Origin of the sequence: Chitinophaga pinensis (genome assembly GCF_007896845.1) — a bacterium.
In the GTDB taxonomy this organism is placed as follows: domain Bacteria; phylum Bacteroidota; class Bacteroidia; order Chitinophagales; family Chitinophagaceae; genus Chitinophaga; species Chitinophaga pinensis_C.
Window position 1 is genome coordinate 53,569 of record NZ_VOHS01000027.1, and the last position, 18,831, is coordinate 72,399.

17 protein-coding genes and 1 tRNA gene are annotated in these 18,831 nt (G+C 43.6%); 8 read left to right on the forward strand and 10 right to left on the reverse strand.

From position 1 onward, the window contains the following. Nucleotides 1–59: 59 nt before the first annotated feature. The 3 genes from FEF09_RS21430 to proS all read right to left on the reverse strand — a co-directional run bounded on the left by FEF09_RS21430 (nt 60) and on the right by proS (nt 5,297). Entirely contained in the window at nt 60–821 is a 762-nt protein-coding gene (locus FEF09_RS21430; protein ID WP_012793534.1) for a LytR/AlgR family response regulator transcription factor, read from the reverse strand. Then, on the reverse strand, nt 818–3,745 hold the full coding sequence (locus FEF09_RS21435; RefSeq protein ID WP_146307006.1) for a two-component regulator propeller domain-containing protein: 2,928 nt from the start codon (nt 3,743–3,745) through the stop codon (nt 818–820). The genes FEF09_RS21430 and FEF09_RS21435 overlap by 4 nt, the downstream gene beginning before the upstream one ends. 70 nt (nt 3,746–3,815) lie before the next feature. Next, nucleotides 3,816–5,297, reverse strand: a complete 1,482-nt coding sequence (gene proS / locus FEF09_RS21440; RefSeq protein ID WP_146307007.1) for a proline--tRNA ligase — start codon at nt 5,295–5,297, stop codon at nt 3,816–3,818. Nucleotides 5,298–5,529: 232 nt separating this feature from the next. Here proS and FEF09_RS21445 point away from each other — a divergent pair, with 232 nt between their 5' ends. Continuing rightward, entirely contained in the window at nt 5,530–6,555 is a 1,026-nt protein-coding gene (locus FEF09_RS21445) for a hypothetical protein (RefSeq protein WP_146307008.1), read from the forward strand. A gap of 91 nt (nt 6,556–6,646) precedes the next feature. Next, nucleotides 6,647–8,233, forward strand: a complete 1,587-nt coding sequence (locus FEF09_RS21450; RefSeq protein WP_146307009.1) for an OmpP1/FadL family transporter — start codon at nt 6,647–6,649, stop codon at nt 8,231–8,233. A gap of 93 nt (nt 8,234–8,326) precedes the next feature. Here the strand turns inward: FEF09_RS21450 and miaA are convergent, their stop codons facing one another. The 5 genes from miaA to FEF09_RS21475 form a co-directional block, all read right to left on the reverse strand. Continuing rightward, complete coding sequence (gene miaA, locus FEF09_RS21455) at nt 8,327–9,217, reverse strand: tRNA (adenosine(37)-N6)-dimethylallyltransferase MiaA (protein ID WP_146307010.1); 891 nt, start codon at nt 9,215–9,217, stop codon at nt 8,327–8,329. Between the two features lie 100 nt (nt 9,218–9,317). Then, nucleotides 9,318–9,893, reverse strand: a complete 576-nt coding sequence (locus FEF09_RS21460) for an IS1096 element passenger TnpR family protein (protein ID WP_146307011.1) — start codon at nt 9,891–9,893, stop codon at nt 9,318–9,320. Nucleotides 9,894–10,013: 120 nt separating this feature from the next. Continuing rightward, the gene (locus tag FEF09_RS21465; RefSeq protein WP_186774446.1) at nt 10,014–11,447 is read right to left on the reverse strand and encodes a CCA tRNA nucleotidyltransferase; all 1,434 of its coding nucleotides are present in this window, start codon (nt 11,445–11,447) and stop codon (nt 10,014–10,016) included. 30 nt (nt 11,448–11,477) lie between these two features. Continuing rightward, entirely contained in the window at nt 11,478–12,047 is a 570-nt protein-coding gene (locus tag FEF09_RS21470) for an L-threonylcarbamoyladenylate synthase (RefSeq protein ID WP_146307013.1), read from the reverse strand. 3 nt (nt 12,048–12,050) lie between these two features. Continuing rightward, entirely contained in the window at nt 12,051–13,181 is a 1,131-nt protein-coding gene (locus tag FEF09_RS21475; RefSeq protein WP_146307014.1) for a glycosyltransferase family 4 protein, read from the reverse strand. Nucleotides 13,182–13,271: 90 nt separating this feature from the next. Between FEF09_RS21475 and FEF09_RS21480 the strand changes: the two genes are divergently transcribed. The 4 genes from FEF09_RS21480 to FEF09_RS21495 all read left to right on the forward strand — a co-directional run bounded on the left by FEF09_RS21480 (nt 13,272) and on the right by FEF09_RS21495 (nt 17,193). Next, nucleotides 13,272–14,084, forward strand: coding sequence for a 2,3,4,5-tetrahydropyridine-2,6-dicarboxylate N-succinyltransferase (locus tag FEF09_RS21480; RefSeq protein ID WP_146307015.1), 813 nt, complete (start codon nt 13,272–13,274; stop codon nt 14,082–14,084). Between the two features lie 175 nt (nt 14,085–14,259). After that, the gene (locus tag FEF09_RS21485; protein WP_146307016.1) at nt 14,260–15,411 is read left to right on the forward strand and encodes a glycoside hydrolase family 76 protein; all 1,152 of its coding nucleotides are present in this window, start codon (nt 14,260–14,262) and stop codon (nt 15,409–15,411) included. A 170-nt stretch (nt 15,412–15,581) separates the two neighbouring features. Further along, nucleotides 15,582–15,665 (forward strand) — tRNA-Leu (locus tag FEF09_RS21490). 421 nt (nt 15,666–16,086) lie between these two features. Further along, complete coding sequence (locus FEF09_RS21495) at nt 16,087–17,193, forward strand: site-specific integrase (RefSeq protein ID WP_146307017.1); 1,107 nt, start codon at nt 16,087–16,089, stop codon at nt 17,191–17,193. 70 nt (nt 17,194–17,263) lie between these two features. Here FEF09_RS21495 and FEF09_RS21500 read toward each other — a convergent pair whose 3' ends face one another. Both FEF09_RS21500 and FEF09_RS21505 read right to left on the reverse strand, forming a co-directional pair. Continuing rightward, a complete protein-coding gene (locus FEF09_RS21500) occupies nt 17,264–17,500 on the reverse strand; it encodes a hypothetical protein (RefSeq protein ID WP_146307018.1) in 237 nt (78 codons plus the stop codon). A gap of 195 nt (nt 17,501–17,695) precedes the next feature. After that, the gene (locus FEF09_RS21505; protein WP_146307019.1) at nt 17,696–18,130 is read right to left on the reverse strand and encodes a hypothetical protein; all 435 of its coding nucleotides are present in this window, start codon (nt 18,128–18,130) and stop codon (nt 17,696–17,698) included. A 249-nt stretch (nt 18,131–18,379) separates the two neighbouring features. Here FEF09_RS21505 and FEF09_RS31705 point away from each other — a divergent pair, with 249 nt between their 5' ends. Together FEF09_RS31705 and FEF09_RS34865 are read left to right on the forward strand one after the other, a co-directional pair. Continuing rightward, nucleotides 18,380–18,559 carry a hypothetical protein gene (locus tag FEF09_RS31705; protein ID WP_222597063.1) on the forward strand — a complete coding sequence of 60 codons (180 nt, stop codon included), beginning with the start codon at nt 18,380–18,382 and terminating at the stop codon, nt 18,557–18,559. Between the two features lie 31 nt (nt 18,560–18,590). After that, entirely contained in the window at nt 18,591–18,752 is a 162-nt protein-coding gene (locus tag FEF09_RS34865) for a LexA family protein (protein WP_409994870.1), read from the forward strand. Nucleotides 18,753–18,831: the final 79 nt, after the last annotated feature.

The following is an 18,831-nucleotide window of genomic DNA, read 5'->3' on the forward strand; positions in this document are numbered from 1 at the left end:
AACACAAAAAGACGCCACTACAGCGCCATTCTTAAAGTGCAGTTCCTAAATACTTTCTGTTATAAATTGATTACGCCTTTCAGCTGTGCGAAGAATTCGTCTTTCTTACGGGAAGAAATAGGAATGTTTTTCTGGTCGCTCATGACAACGGCCGTACCAAGACCTTTGATGATCTTTACGATATGGTGAATATTGATAAGGAAAGACTTGTGCACACGATAGAAGCCCTTATCAGACAACATCTCTTCATATTCCTTCAGGGACTTGGAGATGAGGTGAGACACGTTGTTGATCAGCTGTATTTTAGTATAGCTGTCAAATGCTTCGCAGTAGATAATATCTTTCAGATCGATGACATTGTAACCGTCATTAACAGGGATGACTATCTTGGAGAATGCGTTATCATTGTTCTTAACGTAGTCCTTCAGGATAGAAGCCAGTTCGTTGAGGCGTCCTTTTTTGCTCTTCTTCACTTTTTCCAAAGCATCTTCTACCTCACTAACCTTGATAGGTTTGAGCAGATAATCTAATGCAGCAAATTTGATCGCCTGCAATGCATATTCCTGGAAGGCTGTAATGAAGATGACTTCGAAATTCAGGACAGGGAACATTTCCAGTAACTGGAAACCATTATGGGGCGGCATTTCAATATCCAGAAACAGTACATCGATCTGGGTATTTTTAATCATTTCCGCCGCGTCATGAATGTTCTGCGCCTCTCCCGCTACCGTAACATCTTTACAGTAATTCTCCAGAATATTTCGCAAAATATGGATGTTGCGGACTTCATCGTCTACGATCGCAGCTTTAATATTACTCATAACATCTTAACAATGGGAATCAGTATTTCAACCAGGGTACCCTCCTTATTGCCGAAACCAGACTTAAATTTATCAATTATTTCTAACTTTCCAACATTTCCATTAAAAGATTTTATAATCTGCAACCTTTCCCTAATCACACTCAAAGCGGTGGATTCGTGCTTTATCAGACGGCCACTTTTGATTTCATTGGCACGTTCCCAACCTATTCCATCATCGTCTACGGAGCAGTATAACATATCCTCCCGGAGCACTAGTTTCATTTCCAGTCTGCCGCTGCCATTTTTAGGCGCCAGTCCATGTTTGATAGCATTTTCCACAATAGGCTGGATAATCATAGGAGGTATATAGATCGTATAATCTTTCAGGTCATCCTGTAAAATAAACTGGTAGGTGAACACATTCGCGAATCGGATCTTTTCCAGCTCGATATACCGGGTCAGGAAAGCGATCTCTTCTTCCAGTGAGATATGCGACTTCCGGGAGTTGTTCAACATCTGCCGCATCAGGGTGGCAAAGTCAGCCAGGAAGTTGAGCGCCTGTTTTTCTTCTTTTTCCATGATCAGGTGTTGCACTGAATTCAGGGAGTTGAAGATAAAGTGAGGGTTCATCTGATTGGTCAGGGCTTTAGCTTCCAGTTCAGCGATCCTTCTGTTGTACTCTGTCTTACGCATTTCCGCCCGCTGGATTCGCCTGATCACATCTCTCAATACAAAAGCTACCAATGTCAATCCGAGGAGGATAACAATCCCCCTTGCCCACCACTGCTGATACCAGCGTGGTAGTATCGTTACCGTAATGATTACGGGCTGGCTCCAGTTGCTTCTATATTTTCTTGCCCTTATCTGCAACTGATAGGTATCTGGCTGCAGGTCCGGGAAAGGTACGATATTGGACATTGTTGTGATCCATCCGCTTGAGGTATCGCTGGAAAAGTTGTACTGGTACTCAACGAGATCAGGCAGATCATAGGCGATAGCGCCAAATTCTACCTCAAAAGAGGCTTTCCTCTGATACAGGAGTACAAACTGTTTACCCGGCAGATAAGTGCTGTCTCCATAGCGTACATGATTCAGATAAATAGCCGGCGGCACTGTATCTACAGGCATCTTATCATCCTGAAAATAACTGAGACCGTTGGAGGTAGCTATATATAAGATGCCTTGCTGGTAATATACCCCGCGGGTATCATCACTCATCAGGCCATCATTCGAATTAATATTCCGGATCAGGGTCTGGGTTTTGACATCAATGACGGAAACGCCTTTGTTGGTCGAAACGTACAACCGGCCGATACCATCGTAGTATAACTGCTGACAGATATCGCTGACCAGTTTATCTGCAGTACTCAGGTGTTTGATCACCTGATTATTGTGCAGTACATATAAACCATGGTCGCTGGTACCAATCCAGAGGTTACCATCAATCCATTTCAGGTCCTTAATACTTCTGTGCAGGGAGGAATCTTCTCCGGGTATACGTAAGGTGCGTAAAGCATCATTTCCATACAGCAGTCCTGCATTTGTACCTACATAGTAAGCGGAATCATTGATACTGGTAATGGAAGTAATCAGATCATCTTCCACCCCTACGCTGTAGTTATCTGTGATCACCTGATCTTTGGTCACCAGCCTGATTTTCCCTCCGGGAGCGATATCTACGTCTTTTAAAGCCTTGACTGGTTTCAGCAATGAGGCTTTTTGCTTTAGTGTATTAAATACAAACAGCCCATTATCTGAGCCGATCAGCATTTCATTGGGCTTATAAGGCAGTATACTGATTATGCTGTTACGGCCACTGGTGGTATCCAGATTAAACTGGCGTATCTTATTATTATTGTCGATGGTATTGAGTACCCCGGCGTTTTGTCCGACCAGCAGAGTCTCCGTTTTCGGATCTTTGGCAATACTAAAAATGGAGTGTGAATATAGTCCGTTGGTATTGTCGAGGTAATTGAAGTAGAAATTCTTGTAGGGGATGTTATATACACCGTCTCCGAAGGTGGTGATCCAGATGTTACCATCACGGTCTTTAAGGAGTGAGGTGATATAGTGATTCTGCAGCAGCTTAACCGGATTCCTTTCTCCCTTAAAAAACCCTTTCAGATAATACAATGCCCGGGGTGTACCAATCCAGAGGTTATCGTTATCGACACAGATATTGCTGATCTCTTCCCGGATACCCCAGTCATCGCCATTGAAAAAGCAGACAGCTTCTTTATTGCTGTAGGTATAAAGATTATTATCAACGATGATCACCGGATAAGAGCGGGCTCTTTCAACTGCCGCACGTTCCATGGGAAAGCTGCAGGAGGTGAGAATACGTTGATCGGGGTTGTAACCATCTCTCAGGTTGACCATGTTAAAGTATGGCTGCAACGGCTTGAAGATGGTATCGTTACGGAGAAAATAAAAAAGGTCAGTACGTTGCGCACCGAGTTTATCGTAGGTCGTCTTTCTACCACTATATTGAATAATCCTGTTATCCGTATTAAGGAACCAGATAAAACCGGCATAATCTTCAAACATGAACTGCATGTACTGTCCGCGGGCGTCCACGTGCAGGGAAGAGTCATTCTGTCCGGTATGAATAGTAGAGTTCCAGTAGAAAGAAGGTTGTCCGTTGAGGGTAGAAAACCAGACGCGCCCTTTGGAATCGGCGGAGAGTTTTACGACGTCATTGTCGGTGAGACCGTCTTTTTTAGAATAATTGCGAAAGCGTTTTCCGTCAAATTTACTGACACCTGTGGGGGTAGCAAACCATATAAATCCTTCCTTATCCTGTACTACAGCGTAGACAGTGGCATTCGCCAGGCCATCCTTCACGTTGTAGTTACGGATCATGAGCCCCTGAGCAACAGCATGGTAACCTGTGGTCAGGACCATTAACATCCACCATAAGAATATGTAACGGACTTTAGGCATCAAGACGGGTCGGATTTTGATTAAAAAACCGGCAGTACCACCTGACTAATGGGTACTGCCGGCAAGTCTTTTAATAAGCACGTGCAAAGAGAACACGCTGAGTAGACGGTTTGCCTGTAAGGATACAGGTACCAGCCTCCTGTTTATTGTTCAAAGGAATGCAACGGATGGTTGCTTTTGTAAGTTCCTTGATCTTTTCTTCCGTTTCAGTTGTGCCGTCCCAATGTGCAGCGATGAAGCCTGTTTTCTCATCCAGCAGACGTTCGAATTCTTCCATCGTGTCAGCAGGTGTGATATGCTCATCTCTGAATTTAAGCGCTTTATTGTACATCTCTGTCTGGATATCCTGCAGTAATGTACCGATACGTTCTGCGAGACCGTCCAGAGACAGGCTTTCTTTAGTTTTCGTATCGCGGCGGGCTACTTCTGCAACGTTGTTTTCCAGGTCGCGTGCGCCCAGAGCGATACGTACAGGTACGCCTTTCATTTCATATTCTGCAAATTTCCATCCCGGACGGGCATTGTCAGAATCGTCATATTTCACACGGATACCAGCCTTTTTCAGATCAGCCATGATCTCATGTACTTTTGCATCGATCTTGCTTTTCTGCTCATCTCCTTTGTAAATAGGAACGATCACTACCTGCAATGGCGCGATACGCGGAGGCAGTACCAGACCATCATCATCACTGTGTGCCATTACCAGCGCACCGATCAGACGGGTGGATACCCCCCATGAGGTGGCCCATACATATTCCTGTTTATTCTCTTTATTGGAGAATTTCACGTCGAATGCTTTTGCGAAGTTCTGACCCAGAAAGTGGGAAGTACCAGCCTGCAGAGCTTTACCGTCCTGCATCAGGGCTTCGATACAATAAGTATCCAATGCACCGGCAAAACGTTCAGCAGGTGATTTCACTCCTCTTACTACCGGCAACGCCATATAGTTTTCTGCAAAGTCAGCATATACTTCCAGCATCTGTTTGGTCTCAGCGATCGCTTCTTCAGCAGTAGCGTGCGCTGTATGACCTTCCTGCCACAGGAACTCAGCTGTACGCAGGAACAGACGGGTACGCATTTCCCAGCGTACAACGTTCGCCCACTGATTAATCAGCAGCGGCAGGTCACGGTAAGACTGGATCCAGTCTTTATATGTATTCCAGATAATCGTTTCAGAAGTAGGACGAACGATCAGTTCTTCCTCCAGTTTAGCTTCCGGATCTACCACCAGTCCTTTCACATTCGGGTCCGGATTCTGCATCAGACGGTGGTGTGTCACTACTGCACATTCTTTGGCAAAGCCATCTACGTGCTCAGCTTCTTTACTGAGAAAGCTTTTGGGTATGAATAAGGGGAAATAAGCGTTCTGATGTCCTGTCTCTTTGAATTTCGCGTCAAGCACGTCTCTCATGCCTTCCCAGAGGGCAAAACCGTATGGTTTTATCACCATACAACCTCTCACAGCAGAATAATCTGCTAATCCTCCTTTAAGAATCAAATCATTGTACCATTGTGAATAATCTTCAGAACGGGCTGTGATCTCTTTACTCATATGATAATTGAAATATTTATAATCTTGTCTGGTACAATATATTAATTTGGCTTAATATTTGCACTAAATATATTACCAAAAGGTAAAATGTCACAAACCTACATGAAAATCAGAAACGTGCAAACAATTTGATAAAATATTATGAGTGGTTAGATATTATTGTAGCATTAACCTTTCTTTGAGTTAAAATAGTGTAAATTTACTATAGAAATCAGGCTAAAAAATTCCGACAATGAAATCAATTCCATACCTTGCTTTGTTGGCTACGCTTATATTAGGCGGTTGCTCCTCAGCATACAAAACCACGCAAACGCCAGATGACGTTTACTACTCTCCGAGAGTGAAACCCGACTACGGAGGTAACAATAATCGCAACGATGATAACGTTGCTTATGCAGATACAAATGGTGACGGTACCTATGTTACATATGATGATGAGGATCAGGGCGATTACTCCCGTCGTATAGACATGTTCAACCGTAATTATAAAGGTTCTTACTACGATTACTATTCTCCGAACGTATACTCATCAGGTTTCTACGGTAGTCCATACTACGGTAGCGGCTGGGGTATGAGCGGCTTCTATGGTTCTCCGGGCTGGGGCGGTGGATGGGGTTACCCATACTACGGTTCTTACTGGGGTCCTTCTCTCAGCATCGGCATTGGCTACGGCTGGGGCGGTGGATGGGGATACAACCCATGGAACAGCTGGGGTTACTATAGCCCATGGTACGGTGGTTACTACGGTGGCGGATACTACGGTTATCCGGGTTACTGGGGTGGTCATGGAGGTGGATACTACGGTTACTCTTCTCCAGGTCGTCGTACACGCGGAAGCTTTGGTTCTTCCTACCCTACCAGAGTTGTAGGTGGTACTACTCCTAATCCAGGTGGCCGTACCGGCAGAACTGATTATACACCTTCCAGAAGAACAGTCGGAACTAATCCTGGTGGTCGTGTTGTAACAGGTGGTTCTAACTCAAACAGTGGTGGCAGAAACAGTGGTGATGGTTATTACACACCAAGAAGATCTTTCACACCTTCAGCCGGCGAACGTCCTGTAGGTAATGACGGCGGTGGTCGCAGCAGCGGTTCATACAATCCTCCTACAAGATCTTATCAGCCTTCACAACAGCCACAACGTTCTTATACTCCGGCTCCATCTTATAGCCCGCCTACCAGATCAGTTGGCGGTGGTGGTGGAGGTTCTGTTGGCGGCGGCGGCGGTGGTAGCCGTGGCGGACGGGGCAGAAACTAATCTTACAAATGATTTGATCATTGATATTCTTAACTGTACCCTGGTCTAAAAGCCAGGGTATTTTTTAACCCTTACCCTTTAATTCTACTATATGATTAAAAGAATGGTGGTTGCCATTGCATTGACAGGGACATGTGTTTCCCTTCATGCGCAAAATATAGACGACGCTTTAAGATTCAGCACCAGTTCACCTTCAGGTACAACAAGGGGTCAATCGATAGGTAGCGCACTGGGAGCGCTGGGCGGCGAGCCGTCTTCTATGTATGCGAACCCTGCTTCAGTCGGTTTTTTCAGAACAAATGATTTCTCCTTTACAGTAGGCCTTCAGAATATTAACAACAAAGGTACCTACCTCGGTACTACAGACAGCGACAACAAGTTTATTCCGCTTGTCTCCAATATCAGCATGATATTCGGTGGCAGGAGAAAAAGACCAGATAGTAAATGGCAGAACTTCAGCTTTGGGCTGGGGCTGAACCGTACACAGAATTACAATGAAAGAATTTATTATACCGGCGATAACAGAAGTTCGTCTCTTTCACTGAACTACTACCTTGACGCGGAAGCTGCAGGTGTAACTGATCCGGACAATGAACTGGGTGGTTCTTCGACTATCGGCTCACTGGCACATACGTCTGCACTCGCCTATCAGACCGGGCTGATCTCTCCTTACCTGGATGGTAATAACCAACCGGATGGTTTCTTCTATTCTGCAGCACAGGCGACAGACAGAAGCATCTATGTTAAACAGGAAAATATCATCAATGCCAGAGGCGGTTCTAATGAAATATCATTTGCGTTCGGTGCGAACTATGATGATAAAATGTACCTCGGTGGTAGTGTGAATATTCCAACCATCACCTACAAACATGACAGGACCTGGAAGGAAACCAATCTGAACACCACTGCTACAGATCTGAATAGCTTCGATGTGACAGAAACGCTGAAATCAGAAGGTACAGGTATTAACCTGAAAATAGGTGGTATCTTCAAACCGATCAAATCACTCAACCTCGGTGCGACTTTCCATAGCCCATCCTGGATGACATTCACTGATACTTACAGAACAGATATGACTACCTCCACCAAAACATTGGGTGTACGTTCCTTCTCTTCTGTAGATACTTACGACGGCTATTCTGACGAATCCAAATACACGCTCAGAACTCCATGGAAAGGCATATTAAGTGCGACTTACCTGTTCAGTCCTTCTGCTGATACCAGAAAACCAACAGGCTTCCTTTCCTTCGACTATGAGTATATGGATTATACATCCATGAGATTGCGTTTCCGCAATGACCAGTCATTTGACAAAGCTGATTCAGATGCGCGCAATGAGGCGATTAAAGCTACTTACAAAGGTGTTTCTAACATCCGTGTAGGTGGTGAACTAAAACTGCATGTTATCGCCTTCAGACTAGGTTATTCATTATACGCAAGCCCTTACAAGAACAGCGCGATCGATGGTAAACGTGAATTCTATACCGGAGGTATCGGTTACAGAAATCGTGGTTTCTATATGGATCTGGGTCTGGTATGGGGCAATAATACCCGTTCTAACCAGCCATATGTACTGGCTTCCAATGCTGATCCTGAGGATCATTATACAACTCCGGCAGCAGCTTCTATTAAGAGCCAATCTACTAATGTGAATGCAACTTTCGGATGGAAGTTCTGATAATTCAGCATCAGGAATGATAAAAAGAAACGCGCTTCAAGTAACTTGAAGCGCGTTTCTTTTAGACCAAAATATTGACTTGTAATTCCTGATTTATAATTTGCTGACCACGTCCTCCAACAACCCCTCTCCTCCTTCATACCATTTAAAGTCCGTATCTTTTTTAAACCATGTCAATTGTCTTTTTGCATATTGACGGGTATGAATAATGATCTGCTCAACTGCTTCTGCCCACGATATTTTCCCATCCAGATAATCAAACACTTCTTTATATCCCACCGTCTGCAATGCATTGTGTGCATGGTAAGGCAATACTGACCGTACTTCTTCCAGCAATCCTTCTGCCACCATCATATGCACCCTACGGGCAATATTATCATGTAGCCTTTCTTTAGGCAGTGTAATGGCTGTTTTTATGATATTAAAATCGCGTTTTACCACGTTCCCAGTCCGGAAACTGGTAATAGATTGTCCGGTAGCATACAAGACTTCCAGCGCCCTCATTAAACGATGTGGATTCTGTGTTTCCGCAGTAGCATAGAAACCCGGATCTTTCTCCTGTACTTCCTGTTGCAGCCAGCTCATTCCTTCCTGCTCATAACGGGTCTGAATAGACTCACGGACACCGGGAGGGATAGCAGGCATATTATCCATGCCTTCACAAAAAGCTTTAATATAAAGTCCAGTGCCGCCACACATAACGGCTACATCATTATCTTTCCAGATTTCAGCTGCATAGCTCAGTGCGAGCTGTTCATAAAGACCTGCATTGACTTCTTCCTGTATGGAGTGGGAATTGATAAAATAATGGGGAACTGTCTGTAATTCCTGCGGACTGGGTTTCGCGGTACCAATACTTATTTCCTGATAACATTGACGGGAATCCGCAGAAATAACGGCCGTATTAAAGTGTTGGGCCACTTCTATTGCTTTGGCCGTTTTGCCCGACGCTGTGGGGCCTGCGACTATAATGATAGACTTCAAAAACTTCCCTATTGAAAATCAGGAATTAAAGATTAAGAATTAAGAACGCTGCCAGTTACTGCAATAATCCTTAATTCTTAATTTTCAATTCTTAATTGATTTAATACATATCGTCGTTGCCCTGATCTTCACCGCCATCGTCTTCTGAGTCGGTGTTATCTTCTTCTCCTTCTTCCCCAAAGCCGTCTTCGCTCATGCCCTCTTTATTGAGGTCATATTTCTCCTCCATTTCAACGAGTTTATCACCTACGAGACCTTTGGTACCGTACTGGCTTGGTGCGAGACCTTCTTTTCTGGTGCAGAAAGGATAGGCAATTTTTGAGTTTTCGTCTTTTGACACACCGATCAGCTCTACAAGGAACGTCCAGTTTTTCGCATAGTCATACAGGTATATGAACTTCTGGTTAGGCGTCTTTACAGCTGCGGCTATAGGCGTTTCTTCCATCAGGAGCGGTTCAACCTTACGTGCAGCGCCATCCTGTTCAAGAATGATCTCTCTGCCCCGTTGCCAGTTATCATTGCTACGGAAAAAAGTCGCTTTATGTTTATTGTCAAATTCGAATGACTGTAAAATAGTTTGATGAAATTGTAAAAATGTCTGGTCCGGTTTAATGGAAATATCCCTGTACACACTTTCATCTTCTTCCCAGTAAACTCTGAATTTCAAAACAGGCATGACAATAAAGGATTTTATTAATAATCTGGTATTTCAGGACTAAGTGATATGTGCAAACATCACACCCAATCCTGAAAAAGGGCAATGTTAACATTAATTAACACTACTAAATTAACATTTTTATTTAACTGGTGTCAAATCCATTGATTTGGCTTTTTCAAGCAGGAACGCATAAGCGGCATCGTAGGTATTGGGGATTACCCCATCCAGGATTGCTTCACGAATGGCACTTTTAAGGTCACCCACTACTCTCGACGGCGACAAACCAAAGGTTTCCATGATCATTTCTCCGGTCACCGGGGGTTGCCAGTTACGAATGCGATCACTTTCCTCCACTTCTTTCAGGCGTTGACGTACCAGTTCAAAATTTTCGAGGTAACGCTTTACTTTTGCCTTATTCTTGGAAGTGATATCCGCTTCACAAAGCATCATCAGTCCCTCAATATCATCACCTGCATCAAAGAGCAATCTGCGTATAGCAGAGTCGGTTATATTTTCTTTTGTAACACTGATGGGGCGCAGGTGCAATTCTACCAGTTTCTTTACCAGCCGCATATCTTCATGCAGGGGCAGTTTCATTTTGGTAAATATGCGGGTCACCATTTTCCCTCCTACTGCATCATGTCCGTGGAATGTCCAGCCATGTCCCGGTTCAAAACGTTTAGTGGCTGGTTTACCGATATCGTGCAACAGGGCAGCCCAACGCAGCCAGAGGTCCTTCGTATTGCGGGCGATATTGTCCACCACCTGCAAGGTATGATAAAAGTTGTCTTTATGGCCTTTCCCATCTACCGTTTCCACTCCAACCAGATCTACCATCTGCGGCAGTATGATCTTCATAATGCCTGCTTTATAGAGCAGATCCAGTCCTACGGAAGGAACAGGAGACAGCATGATCTTGTTGAATTCATCTGTAATACGCTCCTGAGAGATGATCTTAATGCGCTCTGCATTTTCTTTAATACCTCTGAAAGCTTCATCAGAGATCGTAAACTGTAACTGAGAGGCAAAACGGATGGCACGCATCATCCGGAGCGGATCGTCAATAAACGTCTGTGCCGGTTCCAGAGGCGTTCTGATAATTTTAGCTTCCAGGTCTGCAATCCCCCCGAAAGGATCTACCAGACTACCGTAGTCAGCTTCGTTGAGGCTGATAGCCAGAGCATTGATGGTAAAATCCCTTCTTAACTGGTCATCTCTCAGAGTGCCCGGTTCTACATCAGGGTTACGTGATTCATGACGATAGCTTTCTTTTCTGGCGCCAACAAATTCAATTTCAAGGTCGTTCCATTTCACCTGGGCGGTACCATAGGTTTTGAAGAAGCTGACCTTCGCATTGTCAAAATAACCGGCCACTTTATGTGCAAGGGCTATACCGTCCCCTACACATACCACATCCATATCTTTGGTACGTCTGTTCAGTATTTTATCCCGCACAAAGCCGCCGATCAGGTAGCATGCGACACCCAGTTCATGGGCTGCTAACGCTATCTGTTCCAACACTTTCCGTTCCTGCAAGGTACAGGGAATATCTATAGGCTTTCTACTGATCATAAACGAATAAAACGGCAAAAGTAAGTTTTTTTATCTGATCACCTGAACACTGCCATCTTTCAGCAGCTTGATAATCCTGGAAGCCTGTGCCGGTGTGGTATCGTCCTGTCTGTAGGACACCACATAGTCCACACCATTCCTGATTTCAGGCGATACTTCCGCGAAAATTGCCGGTGATGGCTGTCCGCTGAGATTCGCAGAAGTAGATACCAGCGGTTTCCGGAGACGTTTAATGAGATGACGGCAAAAAGTATCTTTTACGATACGGATCGCTACGGTACCATCACTGTTGATCACATTCGGAGCGAGGTCAAGAGCTCCTTCATAAATAACGGTTGTAGGTCTGTCAAATCCGGCCAGAATATCTGCGATTTCCGGACTGGGATGCGCCACATATTTCAGCAGATCTCTTACATCTGCCAGCAGGATCACGAGGCTTTTTGCCTCGGGGCGATCTTTGAGTGTAAATACTTTTTTTACTGCCGCTTCATCGGTTGCATCACAACCTATGCCCCAGATTGTATCTGTGGGGTACAGTATCAGTCCTCCGCTACGTAGTACCTGCAAAGAGGCGTTTATATCATTTTCAAATTCAATCATAACTTATAAACTTTCGTAGACCTTCATTACACCGGCCGCACATTTTTCACGGCTGAATAACTGAGCGTGTGCCCAACCTTTTGTTCTCATTGTTGCTGCGAATGACGGCTCCCGCAATACTTTCCGCATGGCATCTGCAATAGTTGGCGGTTGCAACGGATTCACATACAGTGCTGCATCTCCACCTGTTTCCCCAAAACAGGAACCTGCAGAAGTGATAACTGGTGTTCGACTCCAGAGTGCTTCCAGAATAGGAATACCAAAACCTTCAAAGATAGAAGGATATATCAATGCCTGCGCACCCTGATACAATAAAGGCAGGTCTGCATCTGCGAGACGCGCTTTTTCATTGAGCCAGATGATACGGTCAGACATGCCGTGTTGCGCTACAAACGTCTTTACTTTCTTCTTATAGCTGCTCCCACCGCCCAGTACAACAAGCGGAAGATCTATATCTCCTTTCAGTTGTAGCATGGCGTGAATAATGCCCATCAGGTTCTTACGTTCGATGATGGAACCTACGTAAAGAAAGTAGGAGTCCGGCAGACCATATTGTGCTTTCATCTGACGGATCTGGCTTTCGTCGTGTGTTACGGCAAAAGATTCATCACAACTCTGATAGACAACTTCTATTTTTTCGGCAGGTGTTTTATAGTAGTGAATGATGTCCTGTTTCGTTTGTTCACTGATAGCAATGATCTTATCTGCGTACTGGCAGGCATATTTTGCCTTACGGCGGTACGTCTGCACATCGATGGGATTATATTGTCCCGGATAGCGTTCGAAGATCAGATCGTGCATGGTCACAACGCTTTTCACACCGCTTGTATGTATACCAAAAGGAATTTCGTGACTCAGTCCGTGGTAAATATCAATGCCTTTTGCTGCCAGTTCTCCTACCACATATTTACTGCGCCAGGCGCTGCGAAACCAGCGATGCAGGCGTTTTTCAGGCAATACAGATTGCATATTGGAGAAAGCGGCCGTCTGATAAAGCGTAGTCAGCTTAGGTGCATAGAGATAATAACTGTGCTGCGGAAAGTAGGTAGCCAGAGAACTTATCAATGTGCGACTGTAGTTCCCCAGTCCGGTATTATTCTGGTAAGCCCGCTTTGCGTCGAAGGCAATATTCATAGCATTGTTTAAAGGGAAGTAAAGGTAAGGAATCGCTGCCAGCTTGCAACTACTAACATGTTTTCCTTATGTTTGCAGAAAATTTCAACGATGGAGCTACAAGAATTAATAAAAGCGGCCTGGAATAATCGCGCTTTGCTGCAGGAATCACAATACAGTGATGCAGTAAAATGTGTGATCGAGGCTGTAGACAAAGGCAAAACAAGAGTGGCTGAACCTGGAGAGAACGGTTGGAAAGTAAATGAGTGGGTTAAGCAGGCCATTCTGATGTATTTCGGCATTCAGTCCATGGAGACCATAGAAGTAGGACCATTCGAGTTCTATGACAAAATGAAGCTGAAATCCCGTTACAAGGATCTGGGCGTACGTGTTGTACCTCATGCAGTTGCCCGTTACGGTGCTTTTATTGCTAAAGGAGCGATCCTGATGCCATCTTATGTTAACATCGGCGCTTACGTTGACGAGGGTACCATGGTGGATACCTGGGCGACAGTAGGCTCCTGCGCACAGATCGGTAAGAATGTTCACCTGAGCGGTGGCGTGGGTATCGGCGGTGTACTGGAACCATTGCAGGCGAGTCCTGTAATCATCGAAGACGGTTGCTTTGTCGGCTCCCGTTGTATCGTGGTAGAAGGCGTAGTCGTAGAGAAAGAAGCGGTACTGGGTGCTAACGTGGTACTGACCCAGAGCACCAAAATCATCGATGTAACCGGTCCGGAACCAATTGAATACAAAGGTCGTGTACCAGCACGCAGCGTGGTAATTCCAGGTAGTTATACCAAGAAATTCCCAGCTGGCGAATACCAGGTTCCCTGCGCACTGATCATCGGTCAGCGTAAAGCATCTACAGATCTGAAAACCAGTCTGAACGACACCCTTAGAGAATTCAACGTAGCTGTATAAGCTATCTGAAAATATGGAAAAAAGCCGCTTCCTTTATCGGAAAGCGGCTTTTTTTATGTCCCTGTAAGTAATTTTCCCCATTCCCCTGTCCTCTTACGTAGCAGATTGAAAACCCGGGTTCCACGAGCACATGATCCACGTTAGCAATACCCATCACTCATAAAAAATGAAAAACATGAAAATTCCACCGATTGCGGCATTACTCCTGGCCCTTATTATGTCCGGCTGCGGAAAAAAAGAAATCAGTAGTCCGGAAAAGTTGTCCACCGAAACCACGACCAAAGGTCTCGTGACCGCCAGTTCTGTACAACCAGTCCGCTCAGAAGCGCTGTTAGCCATGCAGTGCTATAACAACGCGTTTTACAATCAATATGGCACCTATGGTTCTTCTTTTAAAGCCTATTATTATTCTGATGTCAACCGTACCGGCAGAATGGACTTCTGGCGACAGGCAGAAGCTATTGAAACACTAATAGACGCTTATAATGTCAACAATGACGCTGACCTGCGTAACAAGATGGTTTACCTCTATAATGGCATGCGGGATGCCTACGGACTACTCTGGACGGCCAATACCTTCAATGACGATGTCATATGGGGCGCCCTGATGTGTGTACGGGCATTTCTCATCACCAATGATGGCGGGATGAAAGACATGGCTAAAAACAACTTTGATATGGTCTGGAACCGTGCCTGGGATACTAACCTTGGCGGCGGACTATGGTGGACCACTGCCAAAGCTACCAAAAATGCCTGCGTCAATGCGCCCGCTGCTATCTGCGCAATGTACCTCTATCAGGTCACCGGTGACGTCAGCTACCGCGATAAAGCCAAAATGATCACTGACTGGATGGTCAGCCGTTTGTATGTGTCCGGCACCGGTGAAGTCAAAGGTGCCATTAACGCCGCCGGCACCATCACTGAAGGCTCCCGCACCTATACTCAAGGCACCTTTATCGGCGCCTGCAGTATGTTACACAACTCCTACCCTTCCTCCAATTTTAAAGCAATGGGTATGAAGGCCATGGACTACACAAAAAATAATATGTGCAACGCACAAGGATTAATGCCTGATGAGTATGACTGCGATGATTGTCAGGGTTTCAAAGCTATCTTTGCACGTTGGGCATGCAGATTTGTAAAAGATCATAATTTGCAGACTACTTATGCCGCATGGTTGAATTATAATGCCGCGGAAGCCTGGAACTACAGGAATTCAAATGGCCTGATGTGGGGACAATGGTGGCGCAGGACGCCGGATAGTTATGTAAATTCATTTGAGACGACCTGCGGAGTGGCGATGATGAATGGCGTGTGGGTGTTTTAAGCTTCTTAATATACTTTGACTATACTTATCCTTCGTTGATGCTACGTTAATAACGTAGCATCAACGAAGGATAAGTATAGTCAAAGGCTTATCAAAGCATCTTTTTTAAGAAAAATTTGGCAGATTGGGTTAAATGTTTACCTTTGCACTCCCTGACACGGAAATCAGTTGCCCAGATGGCGAAATTGGTAGACGCACTGTGTTCAGGTCGCAGCGCTCGCAAGGGTGTGCTGGTTCGAATCCAGTTCTGGGCACGTAATGGCTCTGTAATCAATTGATTTACAGAGCCATTTTTAATTTATGCTTGTCAATTTTTCACAGGTTTTAACCCTTTCTACCACTATTATTGACAATCAATTGACAAGCAAAATGACAAGCAGAAATTGTCTTACCTCGCAACAGATTCCCGTCCTAAATGGTCAAGCGGGAAATTACACACATCAATCCCAGCAAACGAGAATCGGGCACGTCTTAAATGGCAGACCTAAAAATGTAAACATGTCAGGACTGACACGTACGCAGGAAAAATCTCTAAAAATTTCTTCTCCCCCCTTTTTCACTCTTATTATCTCTTTCTATTTGCTATCCCAGCAAACAATTCATCCAAGGCCACAAAACTGCGGCACGGCACGTACATTGATCATTGTAAACCTATAACCCAAAAGCCACAACGATATGAACATAGGATCTTACCTAAACAGAAAAAAGGACAAAAGAATTTACTATTACGATTATGGACGCGGGCCGGGGAAAAGGCCCGCGGTCGGTGTGTTTACTTATACAAAGCCACAAAACCAAACTCAAAAGAATCACAATAAGCAAGTATTAGACTTAATTGAGGTTAAGAAAAGCCAGACAATAATAGAGCAGCAGTCAATAGGAACTGCCTACATTCCACCCCATAAATTCAAGGCAAACTTTCTTGATTATTATGAAGAATACGTTGAACAAAATAAGGTTGACGGCAATCGAGCATTACAAAATAGCTTTACACAGTTTAAAGAATTCATAAAACGTGATTTCATATCTCCTATTGATATCACGGAAAACATCTGTAAAGAGTTTAGAAAATACCTGCTAGCTAAGTACAATGGCGAAACTCCCCAAGGGTATTACACCAGGTTCAAGTGGGTACTCAATGCTGCAACAAAAGACAAATATTATCAGGAAAATCCAACGGAGGACGTTTCAGCTATTGCCAATCCTAGCACTACATTAAAAGAGAACTTGGAAGTAGAGGAATATCTGGCATTGATTAAAACGCCTTGCTTAAACGAAGAAGTCAGATTTGCATTTATTTTTTGCTGTTACACCGGGCTAAGATGGGTTGATGTCGAGCGTGTATGGGATAATGACATATTGGAGGATGTACTGACAACTCGAATTATACAGAAGAAAACAGGCTTACCGGTCACATTAACGCTTCATCCAATTGCACAAGCAATAATAAAAATACAAAGGAAAAAAAGAGCTAGTACGACCGGTAATAAAAAGCTCTTCCAGATTCCAGGTCGGAATGGTTGTAATAAAATACTTGAACAGTGGGTTGCAGCGGCAAAAATACTAAAACGAATTACTTGGTCATGTGCAAGACTGTCGTTCGCAATATTACTTAGGGATGCTCTAGTGGATGATGTTACTATAGCCGCCTTAATGGGCCATGCCACGCCTAAGCAGGTAAATAAAACCTACAGGCGGTATCGAGCGAAAGATCAACTTGCAACTATCATGAAATTGCCATCTGCCGACATTGATAAATATTTTCTTCATTTGCCTGAGTGAAAGTCACTAAAAGTAAAAAGGTGTCCACGGTGGACACCTTTTTACTTTTAGTGACTATAGAATATTCTTCCTATTTCCTTTTGCGTGGTAATTGCATTACTATAACCTTTTCCCCGTTTAGCATTTTTTCGATATCTTCTCGTTTGTAGTAGCCGTTATCATTTTTAAACAATCCATATTCTTCACACTTTTTTGCAAATTGTGTCCGTCCAAGATTGCAAAAAATAAGAGCTTCCTCAGGCTTTAAAAATGGTTTGAAGCAGAGTGCTATGGCTCTCATTGTAACTAATTCCTCTTGTTTTATCATATTAGTTCTTTTTTCACAAATATGATGAACGTCCGAAAACTGCTTCGTCGGTTTTATTTGATATCGTGCATAAGGGAATAAATACGCACACTATTAATCAAAATTCAATACTTTATCTCATACTCCATAATCGTCTAATAATGGTTAAACAAGCCGTTTCAACAAACTGATGTTAGAAATTAAGGATGTGAACATCTAATAGTTAAACATTTCTTTGTAAATTTCATTGTTAAAGACTGTGATTGAATAGCCTGCTTTAAGATATTCGGGAACAAATATCCTCTGCATTTCAATAGTATACTTATAATTCCTATAAATACTTGTCAGTATATTTTCGTAGGCATCTGTGTCTAGCAGGTCAAATTTGAACTGCTTACTTTGAACAAAAAGATTTTGATAGGCTGATTTATCCGATACTTGGTAGCAAAAATAGCGCTGCGTTTGTTCCAAAAAGTAAAAAGTCAATCTCTCTTGGCTAGTTAAACCGGAACTTTTGATCCAGATAATTTTGGTTAGGCTATCATAACCAACTACCTCCTTCTCGCTTCCACCAAAGTTCCAGTCCTGAGTTTCCAAATATTCAGTAGCATCGCCTAAATCTTTTTCTGACAATATTAACAATTGGCTCATTCTTAAACTTTGGCATTTCCCCCTGAGAGTATTCATAGAGGATATAATATTAACATATATGTAATATATCTCCGCATTGTAAGCATGCACTTAGCTGTTTGTAATAATAAGTTCGTATTTCGGTACTATAATTATCTGAAATCATTTAAAACACGCGAAGAACATAAGTTGTTTTCGTAAAGAATTGGTTAATGCCCTGTTAAATACTAAATTATTTAGTTAGGTTTGTGCTAATAAATTTAGCATACAATGGGGGCTTTAATGAAATCTGAGGGAGCGTCAGCTCAATGGCAATTCTTTGCTTTGAAATTTAAATTTATCGATTTTGGGGTTCCTGCTGGGTTTCCTTCTCCTGCCCAAGATCATAGTGAGGAAGATATAGATTTAGCTAAATTCTACAACCACATCCTGATTCGTCATTTATTATAAGAATCAAGGGAACAGCATGGAGGAGGCCAATATGCCAGATGGGTGCCTAGCTATTGTTGATAAAGCGATCCGACCCTATAGTGGATCGATTGTCGTTGCTGTTCTTGATGGAGAATTTACTGTAAAAAGATTCGTAAAGCAGGGAGGCGTGATTATGCTTCACCCGAAAATCCAAACTTCCGTCCAATTATAATAACAGAAGAAATGCAGTTTCAGGTTTGGGGAGTGGTTACGCATGTTGTTGTTGATTTAAGGAAGTGACAATGATTGCA